The organism is Rhodopirellula maiorica SM1, assembly GCF_000346295.1.
GTDB lineage: Bacteria > Planctomycetota > Planctomycetia > Pirellulales > Pirellulaceae > Novipirellula > Novipirellula maiorica.
The window spans coordinates 1-26,981 of the sequence record NZ_ANOG01000045.1 but is presented as its reverse complement, the minus strand read 5'-3'; the positions used below and the strand labels follow the sequence as shown (position 1 = coordinate 26,981).

Here is a 26,981-nt window from a genome sequence, read left to right as displayed (position 1 = left end):
AATTGATCCATCTGCTGTTGGAACACTTCTTCGGTTCGACCCCCATGCATGTAAGCTGGCTTGCCGACGGTTTTTCGCATCGAATCGAGCATGCTGCCAAACAGCGTTTGACCGACAAAATCGGTGAACGCGTCTTGGGTTTCGTTGACGGGAGCGTCGGGCTGTTTGGAAATCGCGTGTGCGTCAAATGGCGACGACGCCGAAGCCAAGGGAGAGGACGATGGGATATTCATTGGGTCACGCGTTTTCCGTAATGGCGTTTTATTGAAAGACGACTTCGCCGTACAAGTCACCTTTGGCCTTGAGCGTTTTGATGATCGCGATCAAGTCCGAGGTCGGAACATCGAGCGCGTTGAGGGCGTCCGCCAGATTTTTCAGCTTTGCCGTATCACGCTCATCCACCTTGTCGTCGACTCCGACCAATCCGCCTACGCCGCCAGCTTCGATTCGCAAATTGCGGTGGGTGACCAGCACGGGAGCGACTTCGACGTCCTTGCCGATCACCACAATCCCTTCGCGTTCGTTGATGACAACCCGCGAAGAATGGCTGGCGATTTGGATCGGAAGATTCAGTAATAGCGAGATGAATTTGATCGGGTTTTCTTGATACAACTCGGGGATGTGGACTTGGACATGCAGTTGGTCGATCGCTTGGGCGCGAGGGCGGTTATTGCGTGATCCTGATCCGCTACCGGAGCGACCCGAGTCGCCGAGCGTTAGCGCCGACAAACTGTTGACCTCGTCTTCGATCCGTTGGGTGTTGTCGAAACTGGCAAAGTCACGCTCCAAAATCAGCGTGATCATGCCGTCCTTTTGAAACGACGCCGGAACGGTCGCTTCCATCTTCGCACCACCTTGAACCGTACCGGTAGTCGCGGGGCCATCGACGCTGACCTTCACACGGCCTTGGGCAACCGCATACACCGTGGGGTTATCAGCACGCGGCCCTAACATCGGCGTCAGCATCAAGTAGCCGCCTTCGAGACTCTTGGCGTTGATGGCGTTGACGGTGACATCAATTTGGTCGCCTGTATGCGAACCGACGGCCGGAATGCGTGCGGTGACGAAAACCATCGCGACATTTTTGGCCTCGGCAACATCATTCAAATCGAGCTGGCCAAGCGAATCGACCGCCATCGACCCACCCATCAATTGCATCATCCGCGAAAGGGCTCGCGCCGTCGGAGCCGCATCGTTATCACCGGTCCCACGCAGTCCGACGACCAACCCCAAACCTTGTAACGTGTTGATCTCTTGGCCCTTCAATCGGCACATATCGCCGAGCCGAAGCGTCGCAGCATCCGCTGGCGACGTCACGACACCGAGGACGATCATGATGACGATGGAAGCAAAGAATTTCATCGGAAGCCTAGTGCGTTTGGATTCATAACGATTGATCGATCAGTGCAGTCTGTCAAATTGCAGTCTGTAAAAGTGCGGGCTCTAAAACGGTTGGACGCGATCAAACCAACGGCTGAACCAACCTCGTTTGTACCCGTCCCGCAAATGTCCCTGATCTTCCTTGCGTATTTCAAGATCAATCAAGTCGCGGCTAAGAATCACATTGTCTGGTGCGATATCTTGTGCCCGGCAGATTCCGGACAACGAGGTTTCCCAGAGGTTGTCGTTGATGCGAATCGTCTTGCGTGCCTCGACGACCAAATTTCCATTGGGGCGAATGTCGACGACGGTTGCCGCGATGTTGAACGTCATCGCTTCGCGTGATTTCAGTGACGCTTGGCTGCGAAACTGAGATTCGGATTCGCCCGCAACCGCCGGATCTCCGTTGCCTTGCGGATCGGGGCGCAGACGAAAGTCGGTCAAGCGGACCCAATCGGTCAGGATTGCTTCGTACAACGTTTTCTTGCGGTTTTCGGCGGCCCCCGTCGCGGTCACGCTGGCGACCTCGTCGACGCGAATCGTGACGATGTCGTTTTTTTGAAAGGTTCGCAAACGTGGCGCGGGTTGATACGTCCAACTGACATTGCTCAGCAGTGCGGGCGATCCCGGCGCCGCAGCGTAGGGTGCTTGTGGCGGAGCAGCGTAGGGGCCTGGATTTTGATGAGGCATCGGCAGCGGTTGCAGCGATGCGTTCGGGCCCACGGCGGCAGATGACGGCCCCGGTTGACGCAACAGCGAACTCTCTTGCGCGTCCGCAACGTCGCACAGCAGTCCGACAACCAGAATCGAAAGCGAGCAAGTGAATGCGTCACGCCAGCGAATCATCAAGGATCGAATGGGCATCGTGTGGATCATTGGATTTTTCAAAAGGACTAATGGGCTTGCGGAGCACGGGTGACAATTTCAACGACGCTGCTGTCGACAACGCGTGCGACCAAGCGTTTGCGTGGCTCGAGCGTTTCGATTTCCACAAGCTCGGATTCGGCGCCGTCACCGAGTGCTTTCGCGTTGGTGGTCACACTGATCGAGCCGTTGACCACTCGCACTTCGACCAAGTCGCCGCGGCGGATGAGCGTCGGTTTGCCAACCTGGCTGCGTGGGATAGGTTCGTTACCGCGTAGGTTGCTGCGAGTTTCCATCCCCACCAATTCGATTGGATCGGTACAGTAGGAATCGTCCCACTGGTCGATGGGAATGGGCCGTTCGGTTAAATCGGCACGCCCAATCCGATTGCCCGAACGAATGCTCTTGACCGGAACAATGGCGACTGGATTCTTTTCCAGGTTGACGATCAAGTTGGTTTGGATGTTGCCTTCGAGTCCATTTGAAACGACTCGCAGTACACATTGGCCTGGTTTGACTCCGTTGACAAAATCGGCGGCTTGAATGCCTCGTGCTAATTCAAGTTTTTGCATCGCGGCTTGGTGGCGATCGATTCGAATATCGTACCGCTGTAGCAGCGACGCGTCGCCACGCGAAATCGCAAGCTTGATCCACTGGATCAAGCGTTCAGCAAACTGCGGGTCCAAATTAGCACGTTGCGCCGTGGGATCGGTGATTTGTCCGTTGATCGTTTGAGCTGCAGCTTGTTGCATCACGTCCTGTCCCGAGGGGCTCGTTTGGCCGTGATAGTGTGCTTGCTGGATCGCAGATCCCGCGATCGATGATGAGGCAGCGATCGACGAAGATGCGGGCATTGATGAATGAACAGGCGGTTTGGCCGCGACAACGTAGGTCACCTCGGTCGTGTCGGGGCCGATCCAGTGCAGTCGCCGTGGGGTCGCCTCGGCATTCAAGATCACTTCGGTCAACCGCTCGCGATCGACTCGCATCGCTTTGCCATTGACGGGAACCAGCCCCACCGCAGATCGACTCATCCGTGGCCACCCGGGGATGTTCGGATCCAGCGGCACCACGACATCCCCAAGACGCACGATCGGCGAGTTAACGACCGATTCGCTCTTCATGCGAAATGTCCAGTCGGTCGATGTGTTGATCGTGGTGCGAGGCGTGGCGGCGGGACGAGATTTGCGAACCGGAACGAACGCCCCGGTTTGCGCACACGCATCCGACACACCTGCGATCAACGCAAGCGATTGTACTGTGATTCGGATGAATGACGCGAATTTCATTTTCAACACTACGCTAGCGGAGACTAGAACCGACGAAGGTTCGAGATATTTTGCATGATCTGGTCACCGGCCTGGATCGCTTGACTATTGAGCTCAAAGGCACGCTGGGTGGTGATCAAGTCGATCAGTTCTTGGACCGGTTCGACGTTGGACGCTTCGAGATTGCCTTGGACGAGTCCTCCGAGACCTTCCTCGCCTGGATTTCCTTGTTGCTCAGGCCCCGACGCATCGGTTTCCATGTACATGTTTTCGCCAACCTTTAGCAATCCATCGGGATTGATAAACTGGGCCAATTGAATTTGACCGACGGTGGCAAGTTCGACTTGGCCCGGTTGTTGGACCATCACTTCGCCATTGCCATTGATCACCATCGCGGTGGCATCATTGGGAATGGCCACTGGGGGATCAAGCAAGCGGCCGGTTTGTGCCGAACCGACGACCAATTGTCCGTTGGCGTTGATGTCGAGGTTGCCTGCCCGCGTGAACATCGTGTCTTGGGTCGATGGGTCTACGACTCGCAAAAAACCGCTGCCTCGAATCGCGATATCTAAATCACGCCCGGTTTGCTGAAGCGTGCCTTGGCGTTGATCGGTTTGCGTGCTGGTGATTCGCACCCCTAGTCCGACTTGTGTGCCCACGGCGGTGGGGTTCTGTGTGGCATCTTTGACGCCGGGGTAGACCTCGGTGCGATAGAGCAAGTCTTCGAAATTGGCACGGTCTTTTTTGAAGGCGGTTGTGTTGATGTTCGCCAAATTGTTCGCGATGACATCCAACTTGGTTTCCATCGCCCCCATGCCGGTGGCGGCGGTATATAGCGATTGCACGCTCATTAGGAACTCCGTTTCTAAAATGAGAATTGGGGACGAACACGTCTGGATGGACGCATTTTTGTCAGGTGTTTTTCAGGTTTACGGTTGCAGTACGCGACTGATCAGCGATCCCATCACGTTGTCTTGGTTTTTGATCATCTGCACGTTCGCCTCGTACATCCGACCGGTTTCAATCAGTTCCATCATCGCCATCGTCGGCTTGACCGAAGATTGTTCGAGTTGCCCCGCGACGACCTGGCGTTCGGTTGGTGGCACTAGGTCGATGTCAGCGAGCGGTTTGAACAGGTTGCCGCCGACGTGGGACAAATCGCCCTGGCTACGCGGTTTTGCCAACATGATTTCATAGCGATTTTGGCCTTGTTGAATGCGTCCTTCCCGCCCCACTTGGTAGGGCTGGGTCGGGTCGAGTTGAATATTTTTTCCATCGCTGCCGATGACTTGGTCCCCTGTCGGATTAATCATCCGTCCTTGGTTGTCGAACAAGAAATCACCTGCCCGCGTCATCAAGCGTTCGTCACCCCGTTGGACCACAAAAAAGGATTCGGAATCGTTGATGGCAAAGTCGGTGTCACGCCCGGTTTTTTTCATCGGACCCTGATCAAATTGTGTTTTCGAACGCTGGATCGTCACACCGCCGCCGATATCGTCCGCTCCGCCGAGTCCGGGCGACACTTCGCCCTCTTCGATCATTTCCGCGAAACGTGCTTGCAGGATCGTTTGCTGCGGTTTGTAGCCGGGCGTTTGCACGTTCGCCAAGTTATTGCTGAGCACCTCTAACCGATGGCTTTGCGCATTCGCGCCCGCCGCAGACAGATAGACACCGTAGGGCATACGTCACCAAACCTTCCATACATTCGAGAACATCCCCTTTGCGATAACACTTGGCGAATCCGCGATGCAAGCCCAACCGATCGATGTCGGGCAAAACTTGAGCGAAACTGCCCAAGAATGGCAAATAATATTGCCCAGCTGACTCGCAAGGGCAGGATCGTTCGATGGGGGCTCGTCGATTTTTGACAACGTGCGTAGACTTAAATGCATCGGTACTAAATCCATTTCCATCCTCGCCCCGCCATTGCTAGAGCCTCATGTCGCCGAGCGAACACGATATTTACGAAGAACACGTCCTCGATCACTACGAAGATCCGTACCATCGCGGACCGCTTGATCACGCAACCCACTCCGACGAGGGGAATAACCCTTTGTGTGGCGATGTGATCCATATCGACTTGAAATTGACCGATGACGGCAAGATCCAAGAGGCTTGGTTTGATGGCGATGGTTGTGTGATCAGCCAAGCGTCGGCGTCGATGTTGGTCGAGCAGATGGAAGGCAAAACGCTCGAAGAACTCAAAAATTTCTCCGCTGACGAAATGCTGGCATTGTTCGGCCCCAAATTGACTCCGAACCGCCAAAAATGCTGTCTGCTCTCGTGGCGAGTGTTGCAGAGTGCCGTGCATTCACCCGTGGATGCGGATACCGATGACAACGACGGGCCGCACTTTGGTGGCCCGAGCTTAGGCGAAGAATCCTGATGAACATGCCCATTGAAACGCAATCGCAGACCGGATTGGATTTCCTGAAATATCGCGCCGATTTTCCGATCCTTGATCGCATCGTCGCCGACGAAAAACCGCTGGCCTTTCTAGACAATGCCGCCAGCAGCCAACGTCCGCAGGCAGTGATCGATGTGATGTCGGATTGCTACCAACGCTATTACGCCAACGTCCATCGTGGCATCCACACACTTAGCGAAGAGTCGACTGATCGCTACGAGCAGGCACGTCGCGGCGTGGCTAGCTTTATTAACGCCGCCGAATCACACGAGGTGATTTTTACTGCGGGCACGACGGCGGCGATCAATACCGTCGCACGCTCGTGGGGCGATGCGAACGTCAAGGCTGGAGATACGATCCTGTTAACGATCGCCGAACACCATGCCAACATCGTTCCGTGGCACCAATTAGCGGAGCGAACGGGTTGCAAAATCGAATTCCTGCCGCTGGACGAAAATTACACGATTTCTGACGAAGTCGTCGCGGATCATCTGCAGCGACTGCGTCCCAAAATGTTTGCGTTCACTGCTGCGAGTAACACGCTTGGCGTTGAGTTCCCTGTCCAGCGTTGGACATCGATGGCTCACGAATATGGTTGCCGTGTGTTGGTGGACGCGGCGCAAGCAGCTCCGCATCAAACGTTAGACGTGCAAACATTGGATGTCGATTTTCTTGCGTTCAGTGGTCACAAAACTTGCGGGCCGACCGGGATTGGCGTGCTGTATGGCAAATCAGAATTGCTCGACGCGATGCCGCCGTTTTTGAGTGGTGGCGGGATGATCAATGAAGTCACGACATCTGGGTTTACCTGTGCGGCTCTGCCGGACAAGTTCGAAGCGGGGACGCCCCCGATCGTCGAAGCGATTGGATTGCACGCCGCCACCGAGTATTTGACTTCGGTGGGACTCGATGCGATTCACGCGTATGAAAAAGAGTTGGGCAGCTACGCTGACCGCGGACTCCGCCAGATTGACGGGGTGCGAATCATTGGGCCTGAGCCTGATTTGAAAGCGGGAATTGTCAGTTTCGTGATCAAAGGTGTTCACGCGCACGACATGTCGCAAACGCTCGACGCGTATGGGATAGCGGTGCGAGCCGGACATCATTGTACGATGCCGCTGCACAAGTCGCTCGGATTGTCTGCCTCGACTCGCGCAAGTTTCTACTTCTATAACACGTTCGAAGAAGCGGACCGGTTAATCGCCGCGGTGGCCGAAATTCGCAAGCGTTTTGCTCCGAGCGGTCGCAAACGCCGCCCACGAAACATCTAGCAGCCTACCTCTGGCTCGCACGAACGACACATCAGCTTCACCTCCCCAAAAGCATCGCTTTAGGGGGAGGTCGGGTGGAGCCTTTCAGCGACATCCGAATGGGGCTGTTTCCGGCTCGCTCGCACATTGCGCTGACTGACACCGCGTCTGCGTCTGAACTAAACTGCTGCGACAACAAGCCAACGCAACCGCACGCTTTCTAACAAAGCAGTCCAATCAGGATTTTTCCATGAACACGAAGTTGATTCTTTTCCTGATTCTCAGTTTGGTTTGCACGGTAGAGGCCTACGCTCAAAGCGAGCCAAAGGAAGGCTCGCCACCATCATCGAAAACGTCCGAAGTTGCGACCTGTACGGTGCAGGGAAAGGTCGCAATGCCTGAGGAAGTGTCCGAGGGCATCAATGCTGACGGACTTTCGCTCGATCAGGTGGTGGTCATGCTCGAAGGCAATTACAAGCACCCGTCTACGCCGTACCCTCCGGAGTGGCGGACGATGAAACGCGAGGAACGTTCTGAGTGGCTTAGTACCTTTAGGAATACGGACGGCTACAAAGACTATCTTCGCAAGGTCGAAGAAGCCCGTGCGAAGCGAGAAACGTACAAGACCCAACTTGCGGAGGATGGCACTTATGCGTTCGAAAACATCAAGCCGGGCTGGTACCAGCTTACCGCGACAATCATGCATCCTGCTGCGGGAGGCGAACGCTCGCTGAAACTCGCGCGAGCTTATGCCATGCGGCAGTTCATTATCAAAAATGCCGATGAACCGTTTCGTGCAGATTTGACCCTGAAACTCAAGAACGTGCCGACCCCTGGAGACGTTGCCGCTGATTGGACGGCGACCGCTTACGACGACAGCGAATTCAAACTATCGGACTTCCGCGGCAAATTTGTGCTGGTGGATTTCTGGGCGACTTGGTGCGGACCATGCCGAGCTGAATTTCCGAATCTGGAAGCGGTTTATGAAGACTTCGCTGGTGAACGTCTCGAAATGATTGGCTTGAGCGTTGATGAATCGATCGACCTTCCTGATTCGTTGCTCAAAGAAAGTCCTTCGCCCTATCGTCAGGGCTGGATCGGTGACACCGAGCGGCACACAAAGATCTTCGAAGCCTATGGCATTCAATCGATACCATCGATCTGGCTGATCGGCCCCGACGGTAAGATCGTGGCTCGCGACCTCCGTGGTGAAGTTTTGCGTGAGGCCGTGAGGGCCGCACTCGAAGCTCAGGCCTCGCAAAATTAGCGTGCAAATCAAGCTAAATGGTCTCAAACTAGCCAAGTGTTGCCAGCCACTCAAATCCAACCATAGCATCCACGGCTAGATATGTCCCTTTTCCAACGCGTTACCTATCTACAATCTCGCGCCGCCAGGCAGTTTGTACAGCACGGCGTGAGCCAAAGTTTGAGCGATCCGCAGTCCGGCCACTTTTTGCGTGTTGACTTCGAGCGTTGGGGGGATGCTTTCTCAGTTTTAGCCATGAAGCAAACTCCCCTTTAGAACAATCGCTTGAACTCGATGCGTGATCAGCCCAAGCGTTTGGGCGTCGGGAATTCGAGGACAAATTTTGTGCCCCGACCGAATTCGCTTTGCACGCTGATGCGGCCGCCATGAGCCTCGATGATTTTACGTGCGGTCGGCAATCCCAGCCCCGAGCCGCCTTCTTTGGTGCTGTAAAACGGCTCGAACATATGCAGCACGGTGTTGTCGTCCACGCCGCTGCCGGTATCGATCAAATCGAGCGCAACTCCAGTGCGGGTCGGGTAGGTTCTGGCCCAAATCTGGCCCCCTTCCTCCATCGCTTCCAACGCATTTTTGACCAGATTCATCAGTGCGGCTTGCAGCGAGTCGCTGTGTAGCATGATCGCGGGCAAGTCGGGGTCCAAGTACTTTTCGATGTCGATCTGGCCCGCATCCGCCTGCGCCTGGTAGGCCCTCAGCACCGTTTCAATCTGCTCGTTCAAACTGCCGGGGACGAGGTCGATGTCGCGGAGTCGTGCGTAGCGAAGAAAGTCACGCAGCAAGCCTTCCATCCGTTCACATTGTTGGCGAACGATATCGACGCGATCCACGGATCGACGGCTGATCGGAGAGTCAATCTCCGCCAAATCTTCGCTCAGCAAATCGATGTTCATGTGGATCACCGACAGCGGATTTTTGATCTCGTGCGCCAACGAACCCGCCAATTCCGCCAGTTCTTCGTACTGCGTTCGAATCGAATCGATTTGGGCGGCGTGTTCTTGGGCTGTCGTGTATTCTTGGGACGACATGAAGTGCATCGCTTCGAGTTTTGGATTTCGCGAGTGTGGTCGGTCGAGTTGAATCTCGGTTAAGATAAACAGTCTAACGCGATCCGATGCCAAAAACGATGACGCTGGATAAAGATGACGACCCCTCCCAGTGTAAATCCCTATGCCGCAACCCTCGTCGATGAAGAGGTCGCGGTCTATGAGGACGAAATTGCTCAGCGAAAACCGTTTTCGTCGCTAAAGGTTTGCATTGACGCGACCGTGATGATCGCGGTTTCCGGCGGCTTGTTTGCTTGGACCATTGTCGGCTTTCTGATGCTGACCAGTCTGTTCACATCGCCGGGAATGTCGTCATCAGCGATGCTGGGATCGCTGTTTTTCGGTTCGATGTTGTACTTTGGAATCGGCGCTGTTTTGGCGTTGCTTGCGGCGATTCCGGTGGTGACGCTTTCGGGATGGTTGCTGTCGATGCCGAGACGCCCGCGTGCCTTGGACTCCAGCCAGTATTCGCGTGTTCGGCAGCGTGACCGGAGCGCTTAGCGGGTTTACTTGTTTGGCGATCCCCGCCCTGTTATCGGGGGCGGTTGAGATGCTGGCATTTTCGTTGGTTCCGGCGGCATTTGCCGCGGCGGCGGTGCCGTTATTGTTATTTCGTACCGTCCGGCAATGTCGCGAGGATATGGATTGGCGAGTGACTCACGAAAGCGGCAGCGGCACGACATCGCCGTTTTCGTTGCCCCCTGTCGATTCGGGCTCGGGAAAATTACCCTAAGGGCGTCGTTCGGGGTTGCTGAAGTGGGCGGGCGATGAATGCTGCGACCGCTCACCCAACCCGCACCCCTTCGTTTCTCACTCGTTTTCTCTGAAACAGATAAGTATGTCGACCGTTTCCACTGAAAAAAACTCTGCGGACCCTTACTTCCAATCGCTGTTTGCCGACCGTATCGGCGGTGCGAGCTACGGCAAAGACACCGAGATCTACAAGTTTGAAAAGATCAAACGAGCGAAACGCAAAGCCCTGGCCGATCATCCCGATCGAAAATTATTGGACTTCGGCATCGGTGAAAACGATTCGATGGCCGACGAGTCGATTCGCAAGGTGATGAACGACGAAGTCAACAAGCCTGAAAACCGTGGCTATTCCGACAATGGCATCGCCGAATACAAGGAAGCGGCGGCACGGTTCATGAAGCGGCAGTTCGGGGTCACGCTCGATCCCGCGACGCAGATCAACCACTGCATCGGCAGCAAGCCTGCCTATGCGATGTTACCCGCGTGCTTTATCAATCCCGGCGACGTCACGTTGATGACGGTGCCCGGCTACCCGGTGGCGGGAACTCATACCCGCTACTACGGCGGCGAAGTATTCAAGTTGCCATTGTTGGCCGAAAATGACTTCTTGCCCGATTTTGATGCGGTGCCTGATGACGTTTATCGGCGAACCAAGTTGTTGGTGCTGAACTACCCCAACTCGCCCACCGGACGGACGACGACCTCGGAATTTTACGAAAAAGTGGTCGCGTTGGCGAAAGAAAAAGAGTTCGTGGTCGTGCAAGACGCCGCGCACATTATGTTGACGTTTGACGGAAAACCGTTGAGTTTTCTGCAGACCCCCGGCGCGATGGATGTCGGTGTCGAAGTCCACTCGATGAGCAAAGGCTACGACATGATTGGATGGCGAATGGGGTTTGTGTGTGGCCATCCTCGCATCGTTTCCGCGTTTGCCGATGTCAAGGATAACAGCGACAGCGGCCAGTTCATGGCGACTCAGAAGGCCGCCGCAGCTGCACTGGACGACGATTCGATTCCGCAGCGAATCAATGCTAAATACCGCCGTCGGCTCGAAAAGCTGGTTGCGACGCTGAACGAGTGTGGATTTGAGTGCGAGATGCCCGGCGGCACCTATTTCCTTTACACCAAAGCACCCAGCGGAACGAAATCGGGTGAAACGTTTGCCAAGGCCGAGGATGCGACTCGCCACCTGATCGAGCAATTCGGGATCGTCACGGTGCCGTGGGACGATGCCGGATCGTTCTTGCGATTTAGCGTCACCTATGTTGCCGGGACCGAAGCCGAAGAAGATGCATTGATGCAAGAGACCAAAAAGCGGCTTGATGATGCCGGTTTGGTCTGGAAGTAGTTTTGTAAAATATTCGATGCTGATGCCGCAGGATCGTTAGGACCTGCGGCGTCGGAACGATAGAAAAACGAAAAAAGCCACCGACACTGCAGTGTCGGTGCCTTTTTCATTATGAGGTTAGCAGTCGAGCTGACTGTTTGGAATCGCGTTTGTCGGCGCAGGGCAACATTATCGACGTTGAGTCGTCGAAGTAGCGGTGCGGCGCGAGCCGCCCGATTGCAGCGAGTGAAACGGTCAAACTAGACCGGGCAGCTCGCGCCGCTCCGCTGTAAGAATCACTCGGTTACCGTGAAAGCAGGTGGCATTGGGCTATTGCGATCAGCCCGCAATGGCGCCGAAATCCGATGGCAATAAGATTGGTGCCAAGCAGCTTTACGCTTTGGCGCCGGCAGCTTTGACGAGCTTGCTCAGACGGCTCTTGGTGCGTGCCGCTGCGTTTCGGTGGATTACGTTCTTGCTCGCAGCACGATCCAGCTTTTTGACTGCCAATCGGAAAGCCGCTTGTGCCTTTTCGCCATCGCCTGACTCAGCCGCTTCGCGAACGCTGCGGATGGTTGAACGCATGTTGCTCTTGATCGCACGGTTATGTACGCGTTGTTTTGCGTTTTGGCGAAGTCGTTTCTTTGAACTTTCGGTGTTTGGCATCTTCGGTTTATCGCGCTCTCGTGGGCGTCCATCATCGGAAAGAAGGGAATTGAAGGCTCGGTAGTATGCCAAGCTGTCTGCCATCTGTCCATAGTCAACTTTTCAGGTGAAAATCAAACTATGAACAGCATGGTGTATTTGATCGGTGCCGGTCCAGGCGATCCAGGGCTATTGACGTTGCGGGGGGCTGAGCTCTTGTCTCGCAGTGACGTCGTTTTGTATGACGGGCTCAGCAACGTCGAACTGCTTTCGCATGCCCCAAACGCAGAGCACATTTGCGTCGGAAAGCATGGCCAGCAAAGGATTTGGCGTCAGGACGAGATTATTGCCGAGATGCTCAAACATGCTCGCCATGGCCGCGTTGTCGCCCGGCTCAAAGGGGGGGATCCGGCGGTATTTGCCCGTACGGCCGAAGAGGTCGACGCGTTGTCCGAGGCGGGGATTTCTTACGAAATTGTTCCCGGAATCACAGCCGCTCTGGCTGCGGGATCGTATGCCGGGATCCCAATTACCCACCGAAAACTCGCTTCGGCGGTCGCGTTGGTCACCGGACATGAAGAGCCAGGCAAGTCCGAATCGGCGCTCGATTGGCACGCTTTGGCCCATTTTCCGGGCACCCTGGTCATCTATATGGGGGTGACGACGGCAGAGGTATGGACGCGATCGCTGATCGAAAACGGAAAATCCCCCGACACCCCGGTGGCGATCGTCCGTCGTTGTAGCCACCACGATCAACAGACGTTTCGTTGTCGGTTGGACGAGGTGGCCGAGCGATTGAGTCCGGCCAATAAAATTCGTCCCCCAGTGATCGTGATCATTGGCCCGGTCGCGGAATTGACCGAAACGCGAAACTGGCTCGAACAGCGGCCGCTGTTCGGCCAAACCGTTCTCGTCACACGCCCCGTTGATCAAGCTGATGAACTCGCGAACCCGCTGCGTGATCTCGGTGCGACCGTGCTAGTTCAACCGGCGATCCAGATCGGACCACCCCAGGATTGGACGGCGGTGGACGCGGCGATCGCGTCGCTTGCCGATCAAGACTTTGTGATTTTTTGCAGTCGGAATGGTGTTCAGTACTTTTTGGATCGTGTGCTCGGATTAGGCCACGACATGCGGATTTTCGCGGGCGTCCAATTGGCATGTGTGGGAAAACAAACCGCTGCGGCGCTCGGCGATTATCATTTGCACGCCGATATGATTCCCGAGGACTTTCGTGCGGAATCGTTGATCGACAGTTTGAGCGGCCGAGTCGCTGGCAAACGCATCACTTTGGTTCGGGCCAGTCGTGGCCGCGACATTCTCGACGAATCGCTGACCCGCGACGGTGCCAAGGTCACGCAAGTGGTGGCCTATTTGCACACCGATGTGACCACCCCCGATGCCAAAATCGTGCAAGCGGCACAGCAGGGGCAGATCGATTGGATCACGTTGACCAGTAGCGCCACCGCAGAAAGCGTGTATCGCATGCTGGGCGAATCGATGAAGCAAGCGAAGATTGCAAGTCTCAGTCCGATCACATCGCAAACCGTACGTGATCTCGGCTGCACGGTCACGTGCGAGGCAAATCCGTATACGATGGATTCGCTTGTCCAGTCGCTGTTGAAATTCAATCTATCTTAAACGAAGGGAAAGGCGAGTCGATGATTCCAAAGCCGTACAAACAGATGCACAAAAGTTATCCCGAGTACATGCAGGCGTACGAATCGTTTGGCGAAGAGGCTCGCAACGCTGGTCCGTTGTCGGCCCGCGACGTGGCACTCGTCAAACTGGCGATCTCGCTGGGCGCTGGACTCGAAGGGGCCGCGCATTCGCACACTCGCAAGGCGCTCGAAGCCGGATGTACGCCCGATGAACTGCGTCACGTCGCCTTGGTCTCGGCACCCACAATCGGTTTTCCGACCATGATGCGGGCGCGCACTTGGGTCGAAGATGTGCTGGAAAAGCACAACGAATCCGCGAGCTAGTTCATTGAATTCTTCGGACTCCGAACGATCGATTCAGCAGCTACTTGGGGTGGTGCTGTGTGGCGGACAATCGCTGCGTATGGGACGTGACAAGGCAGCACTGGTCCACGCCGATGGCGTTTCCTTTTTGCAACACGCGATCGATCGGCTATCGAACTTGTGTGACCACGTTGTGGTCAGCGGACGCACCACGATTGATCATTCAGTCGAAACGATCGAGGACCCGGTCGCATATCGTGGTCCGGCGACCGGAGTCGCCGCGGCGCTGAACTATGCCGAGCGTCACGGTTTCGCCGCCTGTTTGGTCACGCCGGTGGATATGCCTTTGTTGACCCCAGAACATCTCAGTGGCATGGTGGATCACTGGAAGAGCCAGAACGAGATCACGGTGGCAGAGTCCGATCGGGTGCAGCCGCTTGTAGGGATTTATCCCGTTCGCTTTGCGGGTCTGATTCAACAGTTGGCTGAATCCGACAATCGTAGTTTGTTTCGTTGGCTTGGTTCACACGATCATCATTGCGTGAGATTGCCTGCGAGTTGTTGTCACAATGTCAATACACCCGAAGATATGACGGATGTCTGCTAAGAAATTTGCATTTGATTCGCCAGATGAGGCGATCGCCGCGATCGCCGATCGATTGAGTGTCGTGGGGATCCAGTCCGAACCGCAATCATGTCTCGGCCGCGTGTTGGCCCAATCGGTGACCGCCGATCGCGACAGCCCCGCGGCGGATGTTTCGGCGATGGATGGTTACGCGATCCGGATGTCCGATCTGCGTCCTGGCGAAACAATCCCCGTCCACGGCGAAAGTGCCCCGGGAACGCCTCCGCCGACAATGAGCAAAGGTTCGCTCGTTCGGATCTTTACCGGAGCCATCGTGCCCAACGGAGCCGACGCGGTAGTCAAACGAGAAGACACCGAAGAACTCGAAAACGCGATTCGTTTCCGCGACGTGGCGTTGTCGACCCAGCCGGGCGAGAACATCCGCCGCGCCGGGGAAAATGCAAAAGCGGGCAGCACCGTGTTGCCCGCTGGTGTTCTGGTCAACGCCGCTCATCGTGCGACGATGGTCAATTTTGGTGGTTATCACGCAAGTGTGTATTCGTCTGTTCGTGTGACCGTGATCACGACCGGTGACGAAGTCGGTGTGTTTGCCGATGAAGCTCCCCAGCCTTGGCAGCTTCGCAACAGTAACCAAGTGGCACTCGGATCGCTAATCGAGCCAAATCCGTGGATTTCGATCCAAGCGGTTCATCATGTTCGTGATGATCGCGAAACGCTGCAGCAATCGTTGGTCACAGCAATTGATCAGTCCGACGCGATCCTGATGACAGGCGGCGTGTCGATGGGCGATTATGACTATGTGCCCGATGTGGTACGCGAGGTTGGCGGGGATGTGGTTTTTCATGGACTGCCGATTCGTCCGGGCAAGCCGATCCTGGGTGCTGCCACCGCAAACGGAAAATTGATCCTCGGTTTGCCCGGCAATCCGGTTAGCGCGGTGGTGGGATGTCGCCGTTTTGCGTTGCCGCTATTGGCCAAACAGAGTGGGCAAACGGAGTGGAATCCGCCATCGACCCAGGTGCGGCTTCGATCACCGGGCACAAAAACATTGCCGTTGCATTGGTTGCGGATCGTCAAAATGGTGGAAACGGGAATCGCCGAACCGGTCTTTAGCCAAGGTTCGGGAGACCTCGTGTCACTGGGGCAAAGTTCGGGGTTCGTCGAGGTTCCGGCAAACGAATCGGGCGAAGGCCCTTGGTCGTATTTTCCATGGTAAGGAAATCTCAGCCCACCAACGATGCTCTTGCTTTTGGAGGAGATTCAGCAATGACCGAGGGCGTTAATCCATATCAACCGGTTATGACGCCGGAGAACTCGGTCGTCGCGGACGTCGATGGCGATGTTCATTTTGCAGCAAGTCAGTCGCAGTTGCGGTTTGCCGAGTCGCAGTACTTGCTGCGTCAACATTCGTTTCGCTTGTTCTTTGGTTCGCTCGCCATGATCGCGTGCAGCATGATTGCGATTGCGTTGATCTTGTGGCGATTTCCGAATCCGTTCAGCTTTGTTGCCGCGCTCATTGGGACGATGGTCGTTTCGAGTGGATTGTATCTAGCCATGGTGCACAAAGCGAAGATGAAGATTCGCGAGCAATTGCGAACCCATGGGTTGGTGCAAGATTACCAGTGCACGATTCGTTTGGACCCCGATCAAGTGGTGCTCACGTCTCCGCTTGGGGTTTACGCATGGCGAAACGCGAAGGTGAAAGTCTATCGGACTCGAAAGGGAGTGCTGTTGTGCCCGGAACCTTTTCTGTTTGTCTTTGTTCCCAAGACGAGCAATTTTATCGATGCCAGTTACAACGAATTTCGCAAGCGTTTGTTTAACCGCTGAACGACCGAGGCTCTGCGTGACCCGAATGCGTAAGTTTTTAAGTTGCGCTTTTGTATAGAGGGGCAAAGCCCCGGAAGTTTACCTAGCCCAGTCCAACGGGCTGGGGCCAAGAAAATCAATGAACCGTAGGGCCAACGGCCCGGCCGTTTGTTCGGGTCCATTGACGACTCTTGGCAAATGGCTTGATACCCTCGAAACTCTTGGCGAGTCTCGCTACGGGAGAATTTTGCATCCGCTAGGCGATAATGTCCGTTGCAACGTTGCCGTGCACATCGGTCAGCCGGAAGTCGCGACCGGCATAGCGATAGGTCAACTGTTCGTGATTCAGACCCAACAAGTGCAGGATTGTGGCGTGCCAATCATGGATATGGCACTTGTCTTGGACCGCCGCGTAACCGTGTTCGTCGGTTTCGCCGTAGCTAAAGCCTGCTTTAACGCCACCGCCGGCCATCCATGTGGTGTATCCCTTGTTGTTGTGATCGCGGCCGTCGCCGTTTTGGGCGGCGGGAGTGCGTCCGAACTCGCCACCCCAAATCACCAAGGTGTCTTTGAGCATGTCGCGTTGTTTCAGATCTTTCAGTAATCCAGCGATCGGTTTATCGATTTCGTTACAGCGGTTTGGCAGGTCGTTGGAAAGGTTGGTGTGATGATCCCAGCCGCCATGGTTGATTTCAACAAATCGCACCCCTGATTCGACGAACCGTCGCGCCAGCAAACATTGACGACCAAATCGTTCGGTGTCACCCCCGTCGGCGCCGTACATTTTTAGCGTCGCTTCGGATTCATCCGAGACATCCATCAAATCGGGCAATGTGTCCTGCATCCGGAACGCCAGTTCATACGATTCGATGATCCCCTCGACGCCCGGTTGGTATTCATCACGACGAAGTTTGTTGTGATTGAGCGATTGGATTAGATCGAGCTGTTTACGTTGCTGCGTGCTGGTGTAGCGTGAGTTTTCGATGTCGGGCACCGCGGATCCACCACCCATGAAACGTCGGGCCATTCCGCCACCGCCGCCACGTACTCCCGCGTTGATAGGAGTTCCGCCGTAGATCGCCGGCAAAAATGCACTGCCGTAACTGCTTGATTGACCCGCAGGAGCACTAAGTGAAATGAAACCAGGCATGCTGTCGTTTTCGGTGCCCAACCCATACAGCGTCCAAGCTCCGATCGACGGTCGAACAAACTGGGCCGTTCCCGTATGCATCTGAGTTTGCGCGGCCGGGTGGACGGGTTGGTCGCAGTGCATCGAGCGAATTAGGCAAAGATCGTCCGCATGCTGGGCGACGCTAGGGAAGAGGTCCGAGATCCACAGCCCGCTGTCGCCTCGCTGTTTAAAATCCCACTGTGAACCGAGCAGCTTGCCACCATAGCGGCCATTTTTTCCGTGATCGGCATTTAATTGCGGTTTGTAATCAAACGTGTCAACGTGCGAGGGGGCGCCGGTCATGCACAGAAAGATGACGCGTTTTGCCTTCGCTGGAAAGTGAGGCGGTTTTGGTGACAACGGTTTTTCGCTTGCCGTTGGCGTTTTCGCATTCGCCATGCTCGACAAACCCGCAAACGCCAAGTAGCCAAAACCTGCTGAAACGCTTTGCAGCGCGGCACGTCGCGAAAAGAGATGGCTCATCTGATTGCCCTGTGAACAGTTACATTGAATTGGGATGAAAGAGTTTTTTCTAGATCGGTGATTGGATTGCTAATCCAGATACCGGAACTCGGCCGATGCGATCAACGATTGACAAATGGCGGACACTTTTTTCGTGGCACGCGTATTTGCTAATCCGGCCACCGGAAAGTCGTCAGCAAACGCACGGATCGTGGAAATTTCCGAAGCATCGGGATCGCGACCGTACAACGACCGGAACAGATACTGAATTTGTTCGTCCGGATTCCGTCCGTTCGCCAGCACACGTTCTGCCAACGCATCGGATTGCTGTATCACAAACGGATTGTTCATCATGAATAGCGATTGATTCGGAGTGCTGGACGTTTCACGTTGCCCAACAATCATGCTCGGTTCGGCAAAATCAAATACCTCCAACACGCGAGGTTCTTCGCCACGTACGATCGGTAGATAGACGCTCCGGAACGTGGCATCCGTCATGTCAAGTCGATCGCCTCCGCTGCGGCGGTTTGCGAGTGCTTGGCGAAAGAGCATTTGTTGCAATTCGGGGCGTGATCGCAGCATGCGTTGGCGATTCATTGGCCCGTCGCTCATCATGTTCATTCCCATTTCACTGCTGGTCATGAACTGGACCGGGTTGAACAGATTGCCGTCGCGAACTCGCATGTATCCGGCCTTGGCCACTTCGGACGCCCGCGGACGATCGAGTTGCAAGTTGCCCGATGCAAACAGGATCGCATCTCGAATGGCTTCCGCATCAAGCCGTCGTGGTGTCGCACGCCACAGCAATTCGTTATCGGGATCTTTTTCAAAGCTGGTTTGGTCGAATTCCGTGCTCATGCGATAGACCCGCGAGGTAGCGATTTCACGGACCATCGATTTGATCGACCATCCGGAATCGACGAACTTGATTGCTAACGCATCGAGCAATTCCGGGTGCGTGGGGGCTTGCCCGGTCGCGCCAAAGTTTTCGGTCGAACGAACAATGCCTTGGCCGATCAGGTGCTGCCAAATTCGGTTCACCATCACGCGAGCGGTCAGCGGGTTGTCGCCGCTGGAGATCCAACGAGCCAGTTCGAGCCGTCCGCTCGATCGCGGCGAGATCTTCGGTGCGTCATCTTCGCAAAGCACACTGGGGAATCCACGAGGAACCATCTGCGCGGGCTGAGCGACTTCGCCACGGACCAACACGCGAACATCACGCGGGTCATCGCTTTCTTGCACGCCCATGCAATATGAGATCGGGTTGCCCTGGGCATCCACGCCGCCGATGATTGTCGACAGCGTCTCGGCTCGCGTTTGCATCCGGATGAAATTCTGGATTGCATTGGCTGCGTTACCGTCGTTTTGCCGACGATTGCGGCGGTACTCAATCAATTGTTGTAGCGTTTCATCGAGCTCGCGATTCAGGTCGGCCAATTCATCCGTCGGGATTCGTCGGTCGAAATCATTCGGATCGTCGATTGGTAATCGCAGCAAGTTACTCGAGTTGCGATTTTGAACACCGCCAATGTTTCCGTACTTTGATGCCGGAGTCCCGAAAAAGACCGTCGTGTTGTAAAAGATCCCGGCCAATGCGTAGTAGTCGGTTTGCGGAATCGGATCAAATTTGTGGTCATGACAGCGGGCACAGGCGACCGACATGCCTAGAATCGCCCGCGTTGTGGTATCGATTTGTTCGTCGATGAGGTCGGCGGTGAATTGAGTTCGATTCTGCTCGGCAAGACTCTTGGGGCCAATCGCTAGAAAGCCTGTGGCCACCAAGTTCTCGGCCCACTGCGAATCGGAATCGACCGGCAGCAGATCGCCGGCAATTTGTTCTTGCAGAAATCGATCGTAGGGTTTGTCTTCGTTGAACGAATCGATCACGTAATCGCGATACCGCCACGCATGCGGAAACGTCATATTGATTTCGCGGCCATTCGATTCGGCGTAACGAACGACATCCAACCAATGACGTCCCCAACGCTCACCAAACTGCGGTTTCTCGAGCAATTGATCGACGACGTGCGCGATCGCTTTGTCCGGGTCGGTGTCGTAGTACTTTTGGAAATACTCGATCTGCGCGATGCTGGGTGGTAATCCAATCAAATCAAAGCACAGCCGACGCAGAATTTGGTGCGGCTCGGCATCCACTGCGGGCGCCATCGACGATGCCTCGAGTTTGGCAAGCACGAAAGGATCGAGGTCGCTGCGTGACCACTGGCGATTCTCAACCGCAGGGATCGCCGGCAAAGTCGGTTTCTTGTAGGCCCAAAATTCGGTCTTGGCCTGCGCGATATCGTCCTCGGTGATCTGTGTTTTCAGCACCGATGGGGCTGTGACGCGAGGGTCGGGGGCTCCCATTTCGATCCAGCTGCGAAAGTCATTGATCACGTTTTGTGACAATTTGCGTTTCGGTGGCATCTGGAAATCTTGATGCAGGATCGCACTGTACAGCAGGCTCTCGTCCAAATCACCGGGAACGATAGCAGGTCCGCTATTACCGCCGATGGCGGTTAATTCTTGGGTGTCCAGCCGCAGCCCGCCTTTGGCGTTGCCGGTTTGGGTCGAATGGCATCCGTAACATTCTTTGACCAGCACCGGCCGGATTTTGGCTTCAAAGAAGTCGATCTTTTCTTGCGACAGCGTTTCCTGAGCCGACCCGCTGGCTTGCAAAAAACAGGTCGCGACGCAAATCAATAGCGAGCAAGTGGCGGTTCTACGCATGGTTAGATAGTCATAGTTTTAAGAAGAAGAGCCAGACGCACGGTGTCACTGCGACACTTTGCCCCCAATCGTGTCTGATCATTCAAACCCCAACGAAAAACGAACAGACCGTCGGCTATCCGAAATTTTCTAAGAATTGGCAGTAACATGCAAACAAAAAAACAGCCGCACTTGGGAGCCAAGTGCGGCTGTTTCGCATGAATCAAAAAAAAGGGGACGGCTTTGGGACTAGAACTTACGAAGTTGGATGTTCTTGAATTCGGCCCACATCGGTTTGCCAGCGTGCAATTGCAGTCCGATCACGCCTGAGCTGAGGGCCAATTCAGGATGCTCGTCGGTGAAATCCAAGACAAGCTTGCCATTGAGGTAGTGCTTGATGTTGTTGCCTTTGGCGATGATGACCACGTCGTTCCACTCGTCGACTTTCATCAATTCTTTGAAACCGGCTTGATCGATCAGCGTGTTGTCGAGCACTTTTTTGCCCTCTTTGGTCCAGACCGCTTTTTCGCCGACCAAGCAGATACGGCCACGCTTGCCACGTTCGTCGTAGATGAACGAAGGGACATTGGGAAAGTTTTCTTCGTTACGAAGTTCGTGTTGGTAACCTTTCAGGACCCAATCGTTGCGAACGCCTTTGCCCGACAAGTGTTGCGAGCGGTATTGAATACCCGAGTTGTTGGCGGCGGTGCAGCGGAAGGTGACGTGAAGTTCAAAATCGCTTAGTTCACCGCCCTGCCAGATCAGAAAGGTGTTGCCCTGAGCGACATTGTCAGCAGTGGTCTCGCCGTGGATCACGCCGTCTTTGACCGACCACATACGAGGATCGCCATCCCAGCCTTCGAGATTCGAGCCATTGAAGAGGGTGACAAGCTCTGCAGAGTTCTTCGTGGGTTCATCCGCGACAGCGACGATGGCAAACAAACCGAGGCAAAGTGAAAGGGACAATCGGATCATCCAGGGAGCTCCAAGGGGGATTTTACGGTGGGAGGGTTAGAGTTAGGGATCGAATTATGACTCGACCGCCGCGAAACCTCAAACCATCCCCGCACTGATTTGCCAAGTTTTTGTCGGATTTGCCGTCTCATAACGGGGGTGACCGTGCGATTCGACCGGTTTGTAACGAAACGATATTTTGAATCGTTTGTCCCAACGCCGCGGAGGCTTGATGTATGATTTTATCCATTCAGCCTCCCCGAATTCCCCTCCTAAGAACGTGTCCTCCATGATTCGAAAACCGATTTTTCTGCCTGGCTCGCTCTATAGCCTTGGGATTTTTGTCATCACGGCGACCTGCTTCTCTGTGATATCCGCAACGATTTCGCCAACCATCGCGTCGGCAAACGAGACACGTCCCAATGTGTTGTTCATCATTTCGGACGATTTGAACAATTCGATTGGGTGTTATGATCACGAACTCGTGCAAACACCCAATATTGATCGACTGGCTCGTCGTGGCGTTCGTTTTGAGCGAGCGTATTGCCAGTATCCGCTTTGCGGCCCGAGTCGCAATTCAATGTTGACCGGGCTGTATCCCAACAGCACAGGGATTCATCAAAACAGTCAAATCTTTCGGCAAACCATTCCATCGCATCACAGTTTGTCACAAGCGTTTCGTTTGGACGGCTACTTCGCCGCTCGCGTAGGAAAGCTGTACCACTACAACGTTCCTAAAAGTGTGGGAACCAACGGGCATGACGATCCGGGATCCTGGGAACTCGAGTTGAATCCGGCCGGTTGTGACCGTTTGTTGGAAGAACCCGATATTTTTTCGCTTCGTAAAAACTCGTTTGGCGGCACGTTGTCTTGGTACGCGTCGCCACGAGGTGACAAGCTGCATACCGATGGGATGTTGGCCGACGATGCCTGCTGGGTGCTCGAGCGATGTGCGAAACGGCGAGATCGCCCCTTCTTTTTGGCACTCGGTTTCTATCGTCCACATACTCCCTATGTGGCACCGCAACCTTATTTTGAAAAATACGACCTCAGCCAAATGCCGTTGGTTGCCAATGTGGACGAGGACGTCAAGGATTTGCCGAAGGCAGCACTGGGCAGCCACAAAAAAGACCATGAACTGCTAACCGATCCGCTGCGACAACAGGCGATTCAGGCTTACTTTGCCAGTATCACGTTTATGGACGCACAGGTCGGCCGCGTGCTGGATCAACTCGAATCACTTGGACTCGCCGACAATACGATCATCGTGTTCACAAGCGATCATGGTTACCATCTCGGGGAACATGGACTGTGGCAGAAGATGAGCTTGTTCGAAGAAAGTTCTCGGGTGCCGATGATTGTTTCTGCACCGGGGATGGCGCAAGGCAAAGTCGCCGAGACGCCGGTTGGCTTGATCGACCTGTATCCGACACTGACTCAGTTGTGCGGTGTTAAATCGCCAGAGAACTTGCAGGGCCAATCGTTGGTGCCGATCTTGAAAGATCCCACCCACACCGGTCGTGGATGGACGCTGACGCAAGTCAAACGCGGCGGCAAAAAAGGATTCTTTGGCTACACGGTGAGAACGCCTCGATGGCGCTACACCGAATGGGACGAAGGCAAAGCCGGTCGTGAACTGTACGATCATGACAACGACCCGACCGAGCAAAACAATCTGGCGGAATCGTCTGCACATGCTGCGACGGTCAAGGAATTGTCGGCGCTGATTCACAAGGCGTTGCCACAAACGTTCCCTGCCGATGGCGAGACACCCGCGTTGTCGGACAAGGTTTGGGCACCCAATCTGACCAATCCCTAGCGACCGTTCTTTCGAAGCGAGCCTTGCTTTTCGAAACGAACCGTCACCCTCTTGCTGAATATTTTGAACCGAACCTTTGAACTCTCTGGAAATCTGCTGATGCAATCTCGTGTTATCCTCGCTTTTTTGACGCTTGCCATCGCATTGCCGATTGCGGCCGATGGACAAGAGACCGCGACGGTGGACGCCGCGCCGCGGTTCTCGTTGCCTGAGACCGACAAGGGACTTGCCGGTGCGGGACCGCTGCGACGCTACGATTGGTTTCAAAACGTATGGCAAAAACGGCGGGAAGCGTTTGCGGCGAATGCCCAAAGTAAACAGGGGCACGTCGTTTTCTTGGGCGATTCGATTACGCAAGGATGGCGAGACGATTTCCGTGGCGATTTCAAGTCGATCGATCCGGCGAACCGGGGCATCAGCGGCGATACCACTCGCGGTATGCTGCTGCGACTCGACGAAGATGTGATCGGGCTGGACCCCGCGGCCGTGGTCATCTTGGCCGGGACAAATGATCTCGAAGAAGGGGCTGAGCCGGAAACGATCGCTGGCAATATGCAGTTGATCGTCGATGCATTGCGAGCACATGATTCCAAGATGCCGATCATTCTTTGCAACGTTTTTCCCAGCCATGAATCGAAAAAACGACCTGCGGACAAAATCAAGCGTCTAAATCAACTGTACGCCGAGCTTGCCAAGCAAACGACCAATGTGATCGTGCTCGATACATGGACGTTGTTTGCCGACGATCAGGGCAACGCAAAGAAAGAAGAGTTTCCTGATTTGTTGCATCCCAATGCCAAGGGATATGCAAAATGGGAAGCCGCACTGCGTCCGGTCTTGGCCACGCTTAGTTTGTTGGACACCGAGCAAGACGATTTTGTCGTCGAAGAAGGATTCGAGAGTCTGTTTAATGGTCACGATTTGACGGGTTGGGGATTTCGCAGAACGACCGATGCAATGCGACGATCTCGCGATCGATGGCAGAGCCGCGATCCGAATGCGCCAGCGTGGCCGATTGTCGAAAGCGACGTTGCCTTTGAGGGAAAGTCGAAGACACCCGAGGGACGTTATGTCGCGATTCATGACCGTTTGGTTGTCACCACGCCGCCCGAGGGACGCAAGATTCAGCAGCTTTGGACGACTCGCGAATTTCCCGATGACTTTGAATTGCGGTTGGAATTTCGTGCGACTCCCAATGCCGACAGTGGAGTGTTCGTCCGAGCACCCCAATTGCAATGTCGTGACTACGTATTGGCGGGACCGTACAAGGACTTGAAACACTACAAGCCGCAGCAGTGGAACACGCTTGTCGTTGCGGTCCGCGACGGCGTGGCACACTGCACCTGTAATGGCGAAGTGATCGAGGATGCAATGAAGGTTCCTGAAACGGGGCCGATCGGATTGGAAGGTGACCGGGGCCAAGTCGAGTACCGCCGCATCCGCATCAAGACACAGCCGTAACCACTGCTAGCGAGTCAGGATCGGCAGTTCGCTTTTTGGCTTGCTGTCTCCTGATGACTGATCAGGGTCCTGGTACTTGCTGGTGTCGAAATGGCGGCTGTAGGTGCCGAAGTCGTTGAAGGCGTATTTTTTCGCCCAGCGGTAGACAAAGCTGCGCTCGGGGATTTCATCGCCAGGTTGATATTGGCTTCGCCGCGGCGCGACGGCATTGAGTTCATCGATTACTTTGGTACGCGCCGTTGTATCGCGAGCACCATGTTTTTCGGCTAACTGGACCAACAAATCGGGGCGTTCCATGATCACGCAACCCCGGGTGTGCTGTGCCGTCAGCTCGCGGAAGTCTCGTAAGAAATCGGACTCATTAAATGTGTCCTTGAGCGATCGGTCATCGTGGATCGATTCTTTGGCCAATTGGATCACCGGACACGGCTCGATATCACCCCAGGGGCCAACATGGTGCGTAAAACCGGTTGCTGCGGGGCACAGAGCATTGCCGGCGTCATCGTGATAAGCATCAATCACAACGATCGGCTTGGTTGCACGCGTGTCGACGACAAATTGACGCACCCGCCGTTGTTGTTCGCTGGTTAACGCGAGATCGGGATTCGATTCGGGACCGACCGGGCGATAGATGTGGTACCAGCAATACATCACTCCCATTTCGATCAGCCGGTCGACCCAAGCGTTGCTGACCAAATCGTCAATATTCGTTTTGCACACGCTGGTGCACACGCCGACGAGCAAACGATGACGCAGCGCCGTTTCGAGCCCCTGCATCGTTTGATTGAGCACCCCTTCGCGGCCACGCCGTGTGTCGCTGACGATTTCCGATCCTTCGACGCTGATCAGCGGCGTCACATTGCCGAGCCGTCGTAATTCGGCGGCAACTTCGTCAGTGATGAAATGGCCATTGGTGAAGACTTGGAAATAGACGTCGCGATTGGCGGCAAAGATCTTTAACAAATCTTTGTGCATGAAAGGTTCGCCGCCCAGAATGCCGAAGAAACTGTTACCCATCGCTTTGGCTTCGGCAATCACTTTGTTTGCCGCGTCTAATTCAATACGATGTTGTTTCGCCGCCACGTCGACCCAGCAACCCTGGCAACGCAGGTTGCAGCTGTTGATGACGGAGAGATATAAGAACGGCGGAAAAAAATCTCCTCGTTTCAGCCGCTGCTTGTGCTTGTGAACACTCCACAATCCTCGAACTCCCAGCGTCCAGGCGGCTTTTGCAAGCAGTCGTTTGTCGGGCTCGAGAAGCAGTCGACTGGCGAGGCGAAAATACATAAAACGGGATTCTCAAATTGAGTAGCGATCGGGCTGGGAAACCTTCTGATTTCCTAACCGAACGATTCAGTAACCATTCGAGTCGGTGCCTGCGGACGCAGGCATCGCACATTCACCAGCTTAGCCAAAGCCAGCATGAGCAGCCAGACGTTCGTCCCCGGTCCGACTGAAAACACCGTTCGTGATTCCGAGGGTCAGATCCATACCCCACCTGCAAATTGGTCGCTTTTGCCCCCCGGGGACGCTGCCATGACTCGCCGTGTCAAAGCAGCGGGCGAGCATTGGATCGTCCAGGAAAAAAAAGGGCGACGGACATTTTCCAAAGGAATTTGGGCTCCTGCGGCCACGATCGAGAAAATCGCGGCCGATTTGAAAGTCGAGCGGTCGACCGAAAGTTACGCGAAACGCAAAGTGGCGGACAAACAACGCCGTGATCGCAACCAATCGGCCTACGTTGACGAATTCTACCAAACTGTGGTGTCCTATTTGGATTTTCATCCCAAACATGCCACGATCTCGGCACGGATGGCCCGCGCAATCACCGATCATGCCACACCC

General features: G+C 55.0%; 25 protein-coding genes and 1 pseudogene. 14 read left to right on the top strand and 12 right to left on the bottom strand.

Annotated elements, in window-relative coordinates:
• The 6 genes from RMSM_RS01595 to RMSM_RS01570 form a co-directional block, all read right to left on the bottom strand.
• Window positions 1-233 (bottom strand): hypothetical protein (locus RMSM_RS01595; protein WP_008690526.1); only part of this gene is annotated, 233 nt, incomplete at its 3' end.
• Window positions 234-261: 28 nt separating this feature from the next.
• The gene (locus RMSM_RS01590; protein ID WP_008690524.1) at window positions 262-1,362 is read right to left on the bottom strand and encodes a flagellar basal body P-ring protein FlgI; all 1,101 of its coding nucleotides are present in this window, start codon (window positions 1,360-1,362) and stop codon (window positions 262-264) included.
• A gap of 81 nt (window positions 1,363-1,443) precedes the next feature.
• A complete protein-coding gene (locus RMSM_RS01585) occupies window positions 1,444-2,244 on the bottom strand; it encodes a flagellar basal body L-ring protein FlgH (RefSeq protein ID WP_236621961.1) in 801 nt (266 codons plus the stop codon).
• Between the two features lie 29 nt (window positions 2,245-2,273).
• Window positions 2,274-3,533, bottom strand: coding sequence for a flagellar basal body P-ring formation chaperone FlgA (flgA, locus tag RMSM_RS01580; RefSeq protein WP_144057289.1), 1,260 nt, complete (start codon window positions 3,531-3,533; stop codon window positions 2,274-2,276).
• Window positions 3,534-3,556: 23 nt separating this feature from the next.
• Window positions 3,557-4,363: a flagellar basal-body rod protein FlgG gene (flgG, locus tag RMSM_RS01575; RefSeq protein ID WP_008690518.1), complete on the bottom strand. Its 807-nt coding sequence runs from the start codon at window positions 4,361-4,363 to the stop codon at window positions 3,557-3,559.
• Between the two features lie 78 nt (window positions 4,364-4,441).
• Entirely contained in the window at window positions 4,442-5,194 is a 753-nt protein-coding gene (locus RMSM_RS01570) for a flagellar hook basal-body protein (RefSeq protein WP_008690516.1), read from the bottom strand.
• 257 nt (window positions 5,195-5,451) lie between these two features.
• Between RMSM_RS01570 and sufU the strand changes: the two genes are divergently transcribed.
• The 3 genes from sufU (at window position 5,452) to RMSM_RS01555 (ending at window position 8,436) form a co-directional block, all read left to right on the top strand.
• Window positions 5,452-5,898, top strand: coding sequence for a Fe-S cluster assembly sulfur transfer protein SufU (gene sufU, locus RMSM_RS01565; RefSeq protein ID WP_008690514.1), 447 nt, complete (start codon window positions 5,452-5,454; stop codon window positions 5,896-5,898).
• The gene (locus tag RMSM_RS01560; protein ID WP_008690512.1) at window positions 5,898-7,190 is read left to right on the top strand and encodes an aminotransferase class V-fold PLP-dependent enzyme; all 1,293 of its coding nucleotides are present in this window, start codon (window positions 5,898-5,900) and stop codon (window positions 7,188-7,190) included. Before sufU ends, RMSM_RS01560 begins: the two co-directional genes overlap by 1 nt.
• A 229-nt stretch (window positions 7,191-7,419) precedes the next feature.
• Window positions 7,420-8,436 (top strand): TlpA family protein disulfide reductase, encoded by a 1,017-nt coding sequence (locus tag RMSM_RS01555; protein WP_008690510.1) that lies wholly within the window; start codon window positions 7,420-7,422, stop codon window positions 8,434-8,436.
• A gap of 281 nt (window positions 8,437-8,717) precedes the next feature.
• Here the strand turns inward: RMSM_RS01555 and RMSM_RS01550 are convergent, their stop codons facing one another.
• Window positions 8,718-9,461: a sensor histidine kinase gene (locus RMSM_RS01550; protein WP_052031443.1), complete on the bottom strand. Its 744-nt coding sequence runs from the start codon at window positions 9,459-9,461 to the stop codon at window positions 8,718-8,720.
• Between the two features lie 114 nt (window positions 9,462-9,575).
• Between RMSM_RS01550 and RMSM_RS01545 the strand changes: the two genes are divergently transcribed.
• From RMSM_RS01545 to RMSM_RS01535, 3 genes are all read left to right on the top strand, one after another.
• Window positions 9,576-9,980 (top strand): hypothetical protein, encoded by a 405-nt coding sequence (locus tag RMSM_RS01545; RefSeq protein WP_008690505.1) that lies wholly within the window; start codon window positions 9,576-9,578, stop codon window positions 9,978-9,980.
• Window positions 9,964-10,212 carry a hypothetical protein gene (locus tag RMSM_RS39460; RefSeq protein ID WP_160168205.1) on the top strand — a complete coding sequence of 83 codons (249 nt, stop codon included), beginning with the start codon at window positions 9,964-9,966 and terminating at the stop codon, window positions 10,210-10,212. Before RMSM_RS01545 ends, RMSM_RS39460 begins: the two co-directional genes overlap by 17 nt.
• Window positions 10,213-10,317: 105 nt before the next feature.
• Entirely contained in the window at window positions 10,318-11,580 is a 1,263-nt protein-coding gene (locus RMSM_RS01535) for an LL-diaminopimelate aminotransferase (protein ID WP_008690502.1), read from the top strand.
• A 372-nt stretch (window positions 11,581-11,952) separates the two neighbouring features.
• Here the strand turns inward: RMSM_RS01535 and rpsT are convergent, their stop codons facing one another.
• Window positions 11,953-12,225 (bottom strand): 30S ribosomal protein S20, encoded by a 273-nt coding sequence (rpsT, locus tag RMSM_RS01530; RefSeq protein WP_008690500.1) that lies wholly within the window; start codon window positions 12,223-12,225, stop codon window positions 11,953-11,955.
• Between the two features lie 120 nt (window positions 12,226-12,345).
• On the opposite strand from rpsT, the gene cobA reads away from it, so the two are divergent.
• From cobA to RMSM_RS01505, 5 genes are read left to right on the top strand one after another with little or no spacing between them, the layout of a single operon-like run.
• Window positions 12,346-13,845, top strand: coding sequence for a uroporphyrinogen-III C-methyltransferase (cobA, locus tag RMSM_RS01525; RefSeq protein ID WP_008690497.1), 1,500 nt, complete (start codon window positions 12,346-12,348; stop codon window positions 13,843-13,845).
• A 20-nt stretch (window positions 13,846-13,865) separates the two neighbouring features.
• The gene (locus RMSM_RS01520; protein WP_008690495.1) at window positions 13,866-14,189 is read left to right on the top strand and encodes a carboxymuconolactone decarboxylase family protein; all 324 of its coding nucleotides are present in this window, start codon (window positions 13,866-13,868) and stop codon (window positions 14,187-14,189) included.
• Between the two features lie 4 nt (window positions 14,190-14,193).
• Complete coding sequence (locus RMSM_RS01515) at window positions 14,194-14,775, top strand: molybdenum cofactor guanylyltransferase (RefSeq protein ID WP_008690492.1); 582 nt, start codon at window positions 14,194-14,196, stop codon at window positions 14,773-14,775.
• Window positions 14,765-15,970 carry a molybdopterin molybdotransferase MoeA gene (locus RMSM_RS01510; RefSeq protein WP_008690490.1) on the top strand — a complete coding sequence of 402 codons (1,206 nt, stop codon included), beginning with the start codon at window positions 14,765-14,767 and terminating at the stop codon, window positions 15,968-15,970. The genes RMSM_RS01515 and RMSM_RS01510 overlap by 11 nt, the downstream gene beginning before the upstream one ends.
• Window positions 15,971-16,020: 50 nt before the next feature.
• Entirely contained in the window at window positions 16,021-16,584 is a 564-nt protein-coding gene (locus RMSM_RS01505; protein ID WP_008690487.1) for a hypothetical protein, read from the top strand.
• A gap of 235 nt (window positions 16,585-16,819) precedes the next feature.
• On the opposite strand, the gene RMSM_RS01500 is transcribed toward RMSM_RS01505, so the two are convergent.
• The 3 genes from RMSM_RS01500 to RMSM_RS01490 form a co-directional block, all read right to left on the bottom strand.
• Complete coding sequence (locus RMSM_RS01500; protein WP_008690485.1) at window positions 16,820-18,217, bottom strand: DUF1501 domain-containing protein; 1,398 nt, start codon at window positions 18,215-18,217, stop codon at window positions 16,820-16,822.
• 69 nt (window positions 18,218-18,286) lie between these two features.
• Window positions 18,287-20,923, bottom strand: coding sequence for a PSD1 and planctomycete cytochrome C domain-containing protein (locus RMSM_RS01495; protein ID WP_008690483.1), 2,637 nt, complete (start codon window positions 20,921-20,923; stop codon window positions 18,287-18,289).
• A 228-nt stretch (window positions 20,924-21,151) separates the two neighbouring features.
• The gene (locus tag RMSM_RS01490) at window positions 21,152-21,877 is read right to left on the bottom strand and encodes a 3-keto-disaccharide hydrolase (protein WP_008690481.1); all 726 of its coding nucleotides are present in this window, start codon (window positions 21,875-21,877) and stop codon (window positions 21,152-21,154) included.
• Window positions 21,878-22,145: 268 nt separating this feature from the next.
• Here RMSM_RS01490 and RMSM_RS01480 point away from each other — a divergent pair, with 268 nt between their 5' ends.
• Together RMSM_RS01480 and RMSM_RS01475 are read left to right on the top strand one after the other, a co-directional pair.
• Complete coding sequence (locus RMSM_RS01480) at window positions 22,146-23,675, top strand: sulfatase (RefSeq protein WP_008690479.1); 1,530 nt, start codon at window positions 22,146-22,148, stop codon at window positions 23,673-23,675.
• A gap of 99 nt (window positions 23,676-23,774) precedes the next feature.
• Window positions 23,775-25,136: a GDSL-type esterase/lipase family protein gene (locus RMSM_RS01475; RefSeq protein ID WP_081613972.1), complete on the top strand. Its 1,362-nt coding sequence runs from the start codon at window positions 23,775-23,777 to the stop codon at window positions 25,134-25,136.
• 6 nt (window positions 25,137-25,142) lie between these two features.
• Here RMSM_RS01475 and RMSM_RS01470 read toward each other — a convergent pair whose 3' ends face one another.
• A complete protein-coding gene (locus RMSM_RS01470; protein WP_008690472.1) occupies window positions 25,143-26,423 on the bottom strand; it encodes a radical SAM protein in 1,281 nt (426 codons plus the stop codon).
• A 249-nt stretch (window positions 26,424-26,672) separates the two neighbouring features.
• Here RMSM_RS01470 and RMSM_RS01465 point away from each other — a divergent pair.
• Window positions 26,673-26,981: pseudogene (locus tag RMSM_RS01465) on the top strand (DUF2293 domain-containing protein); the annotation flags it as partial.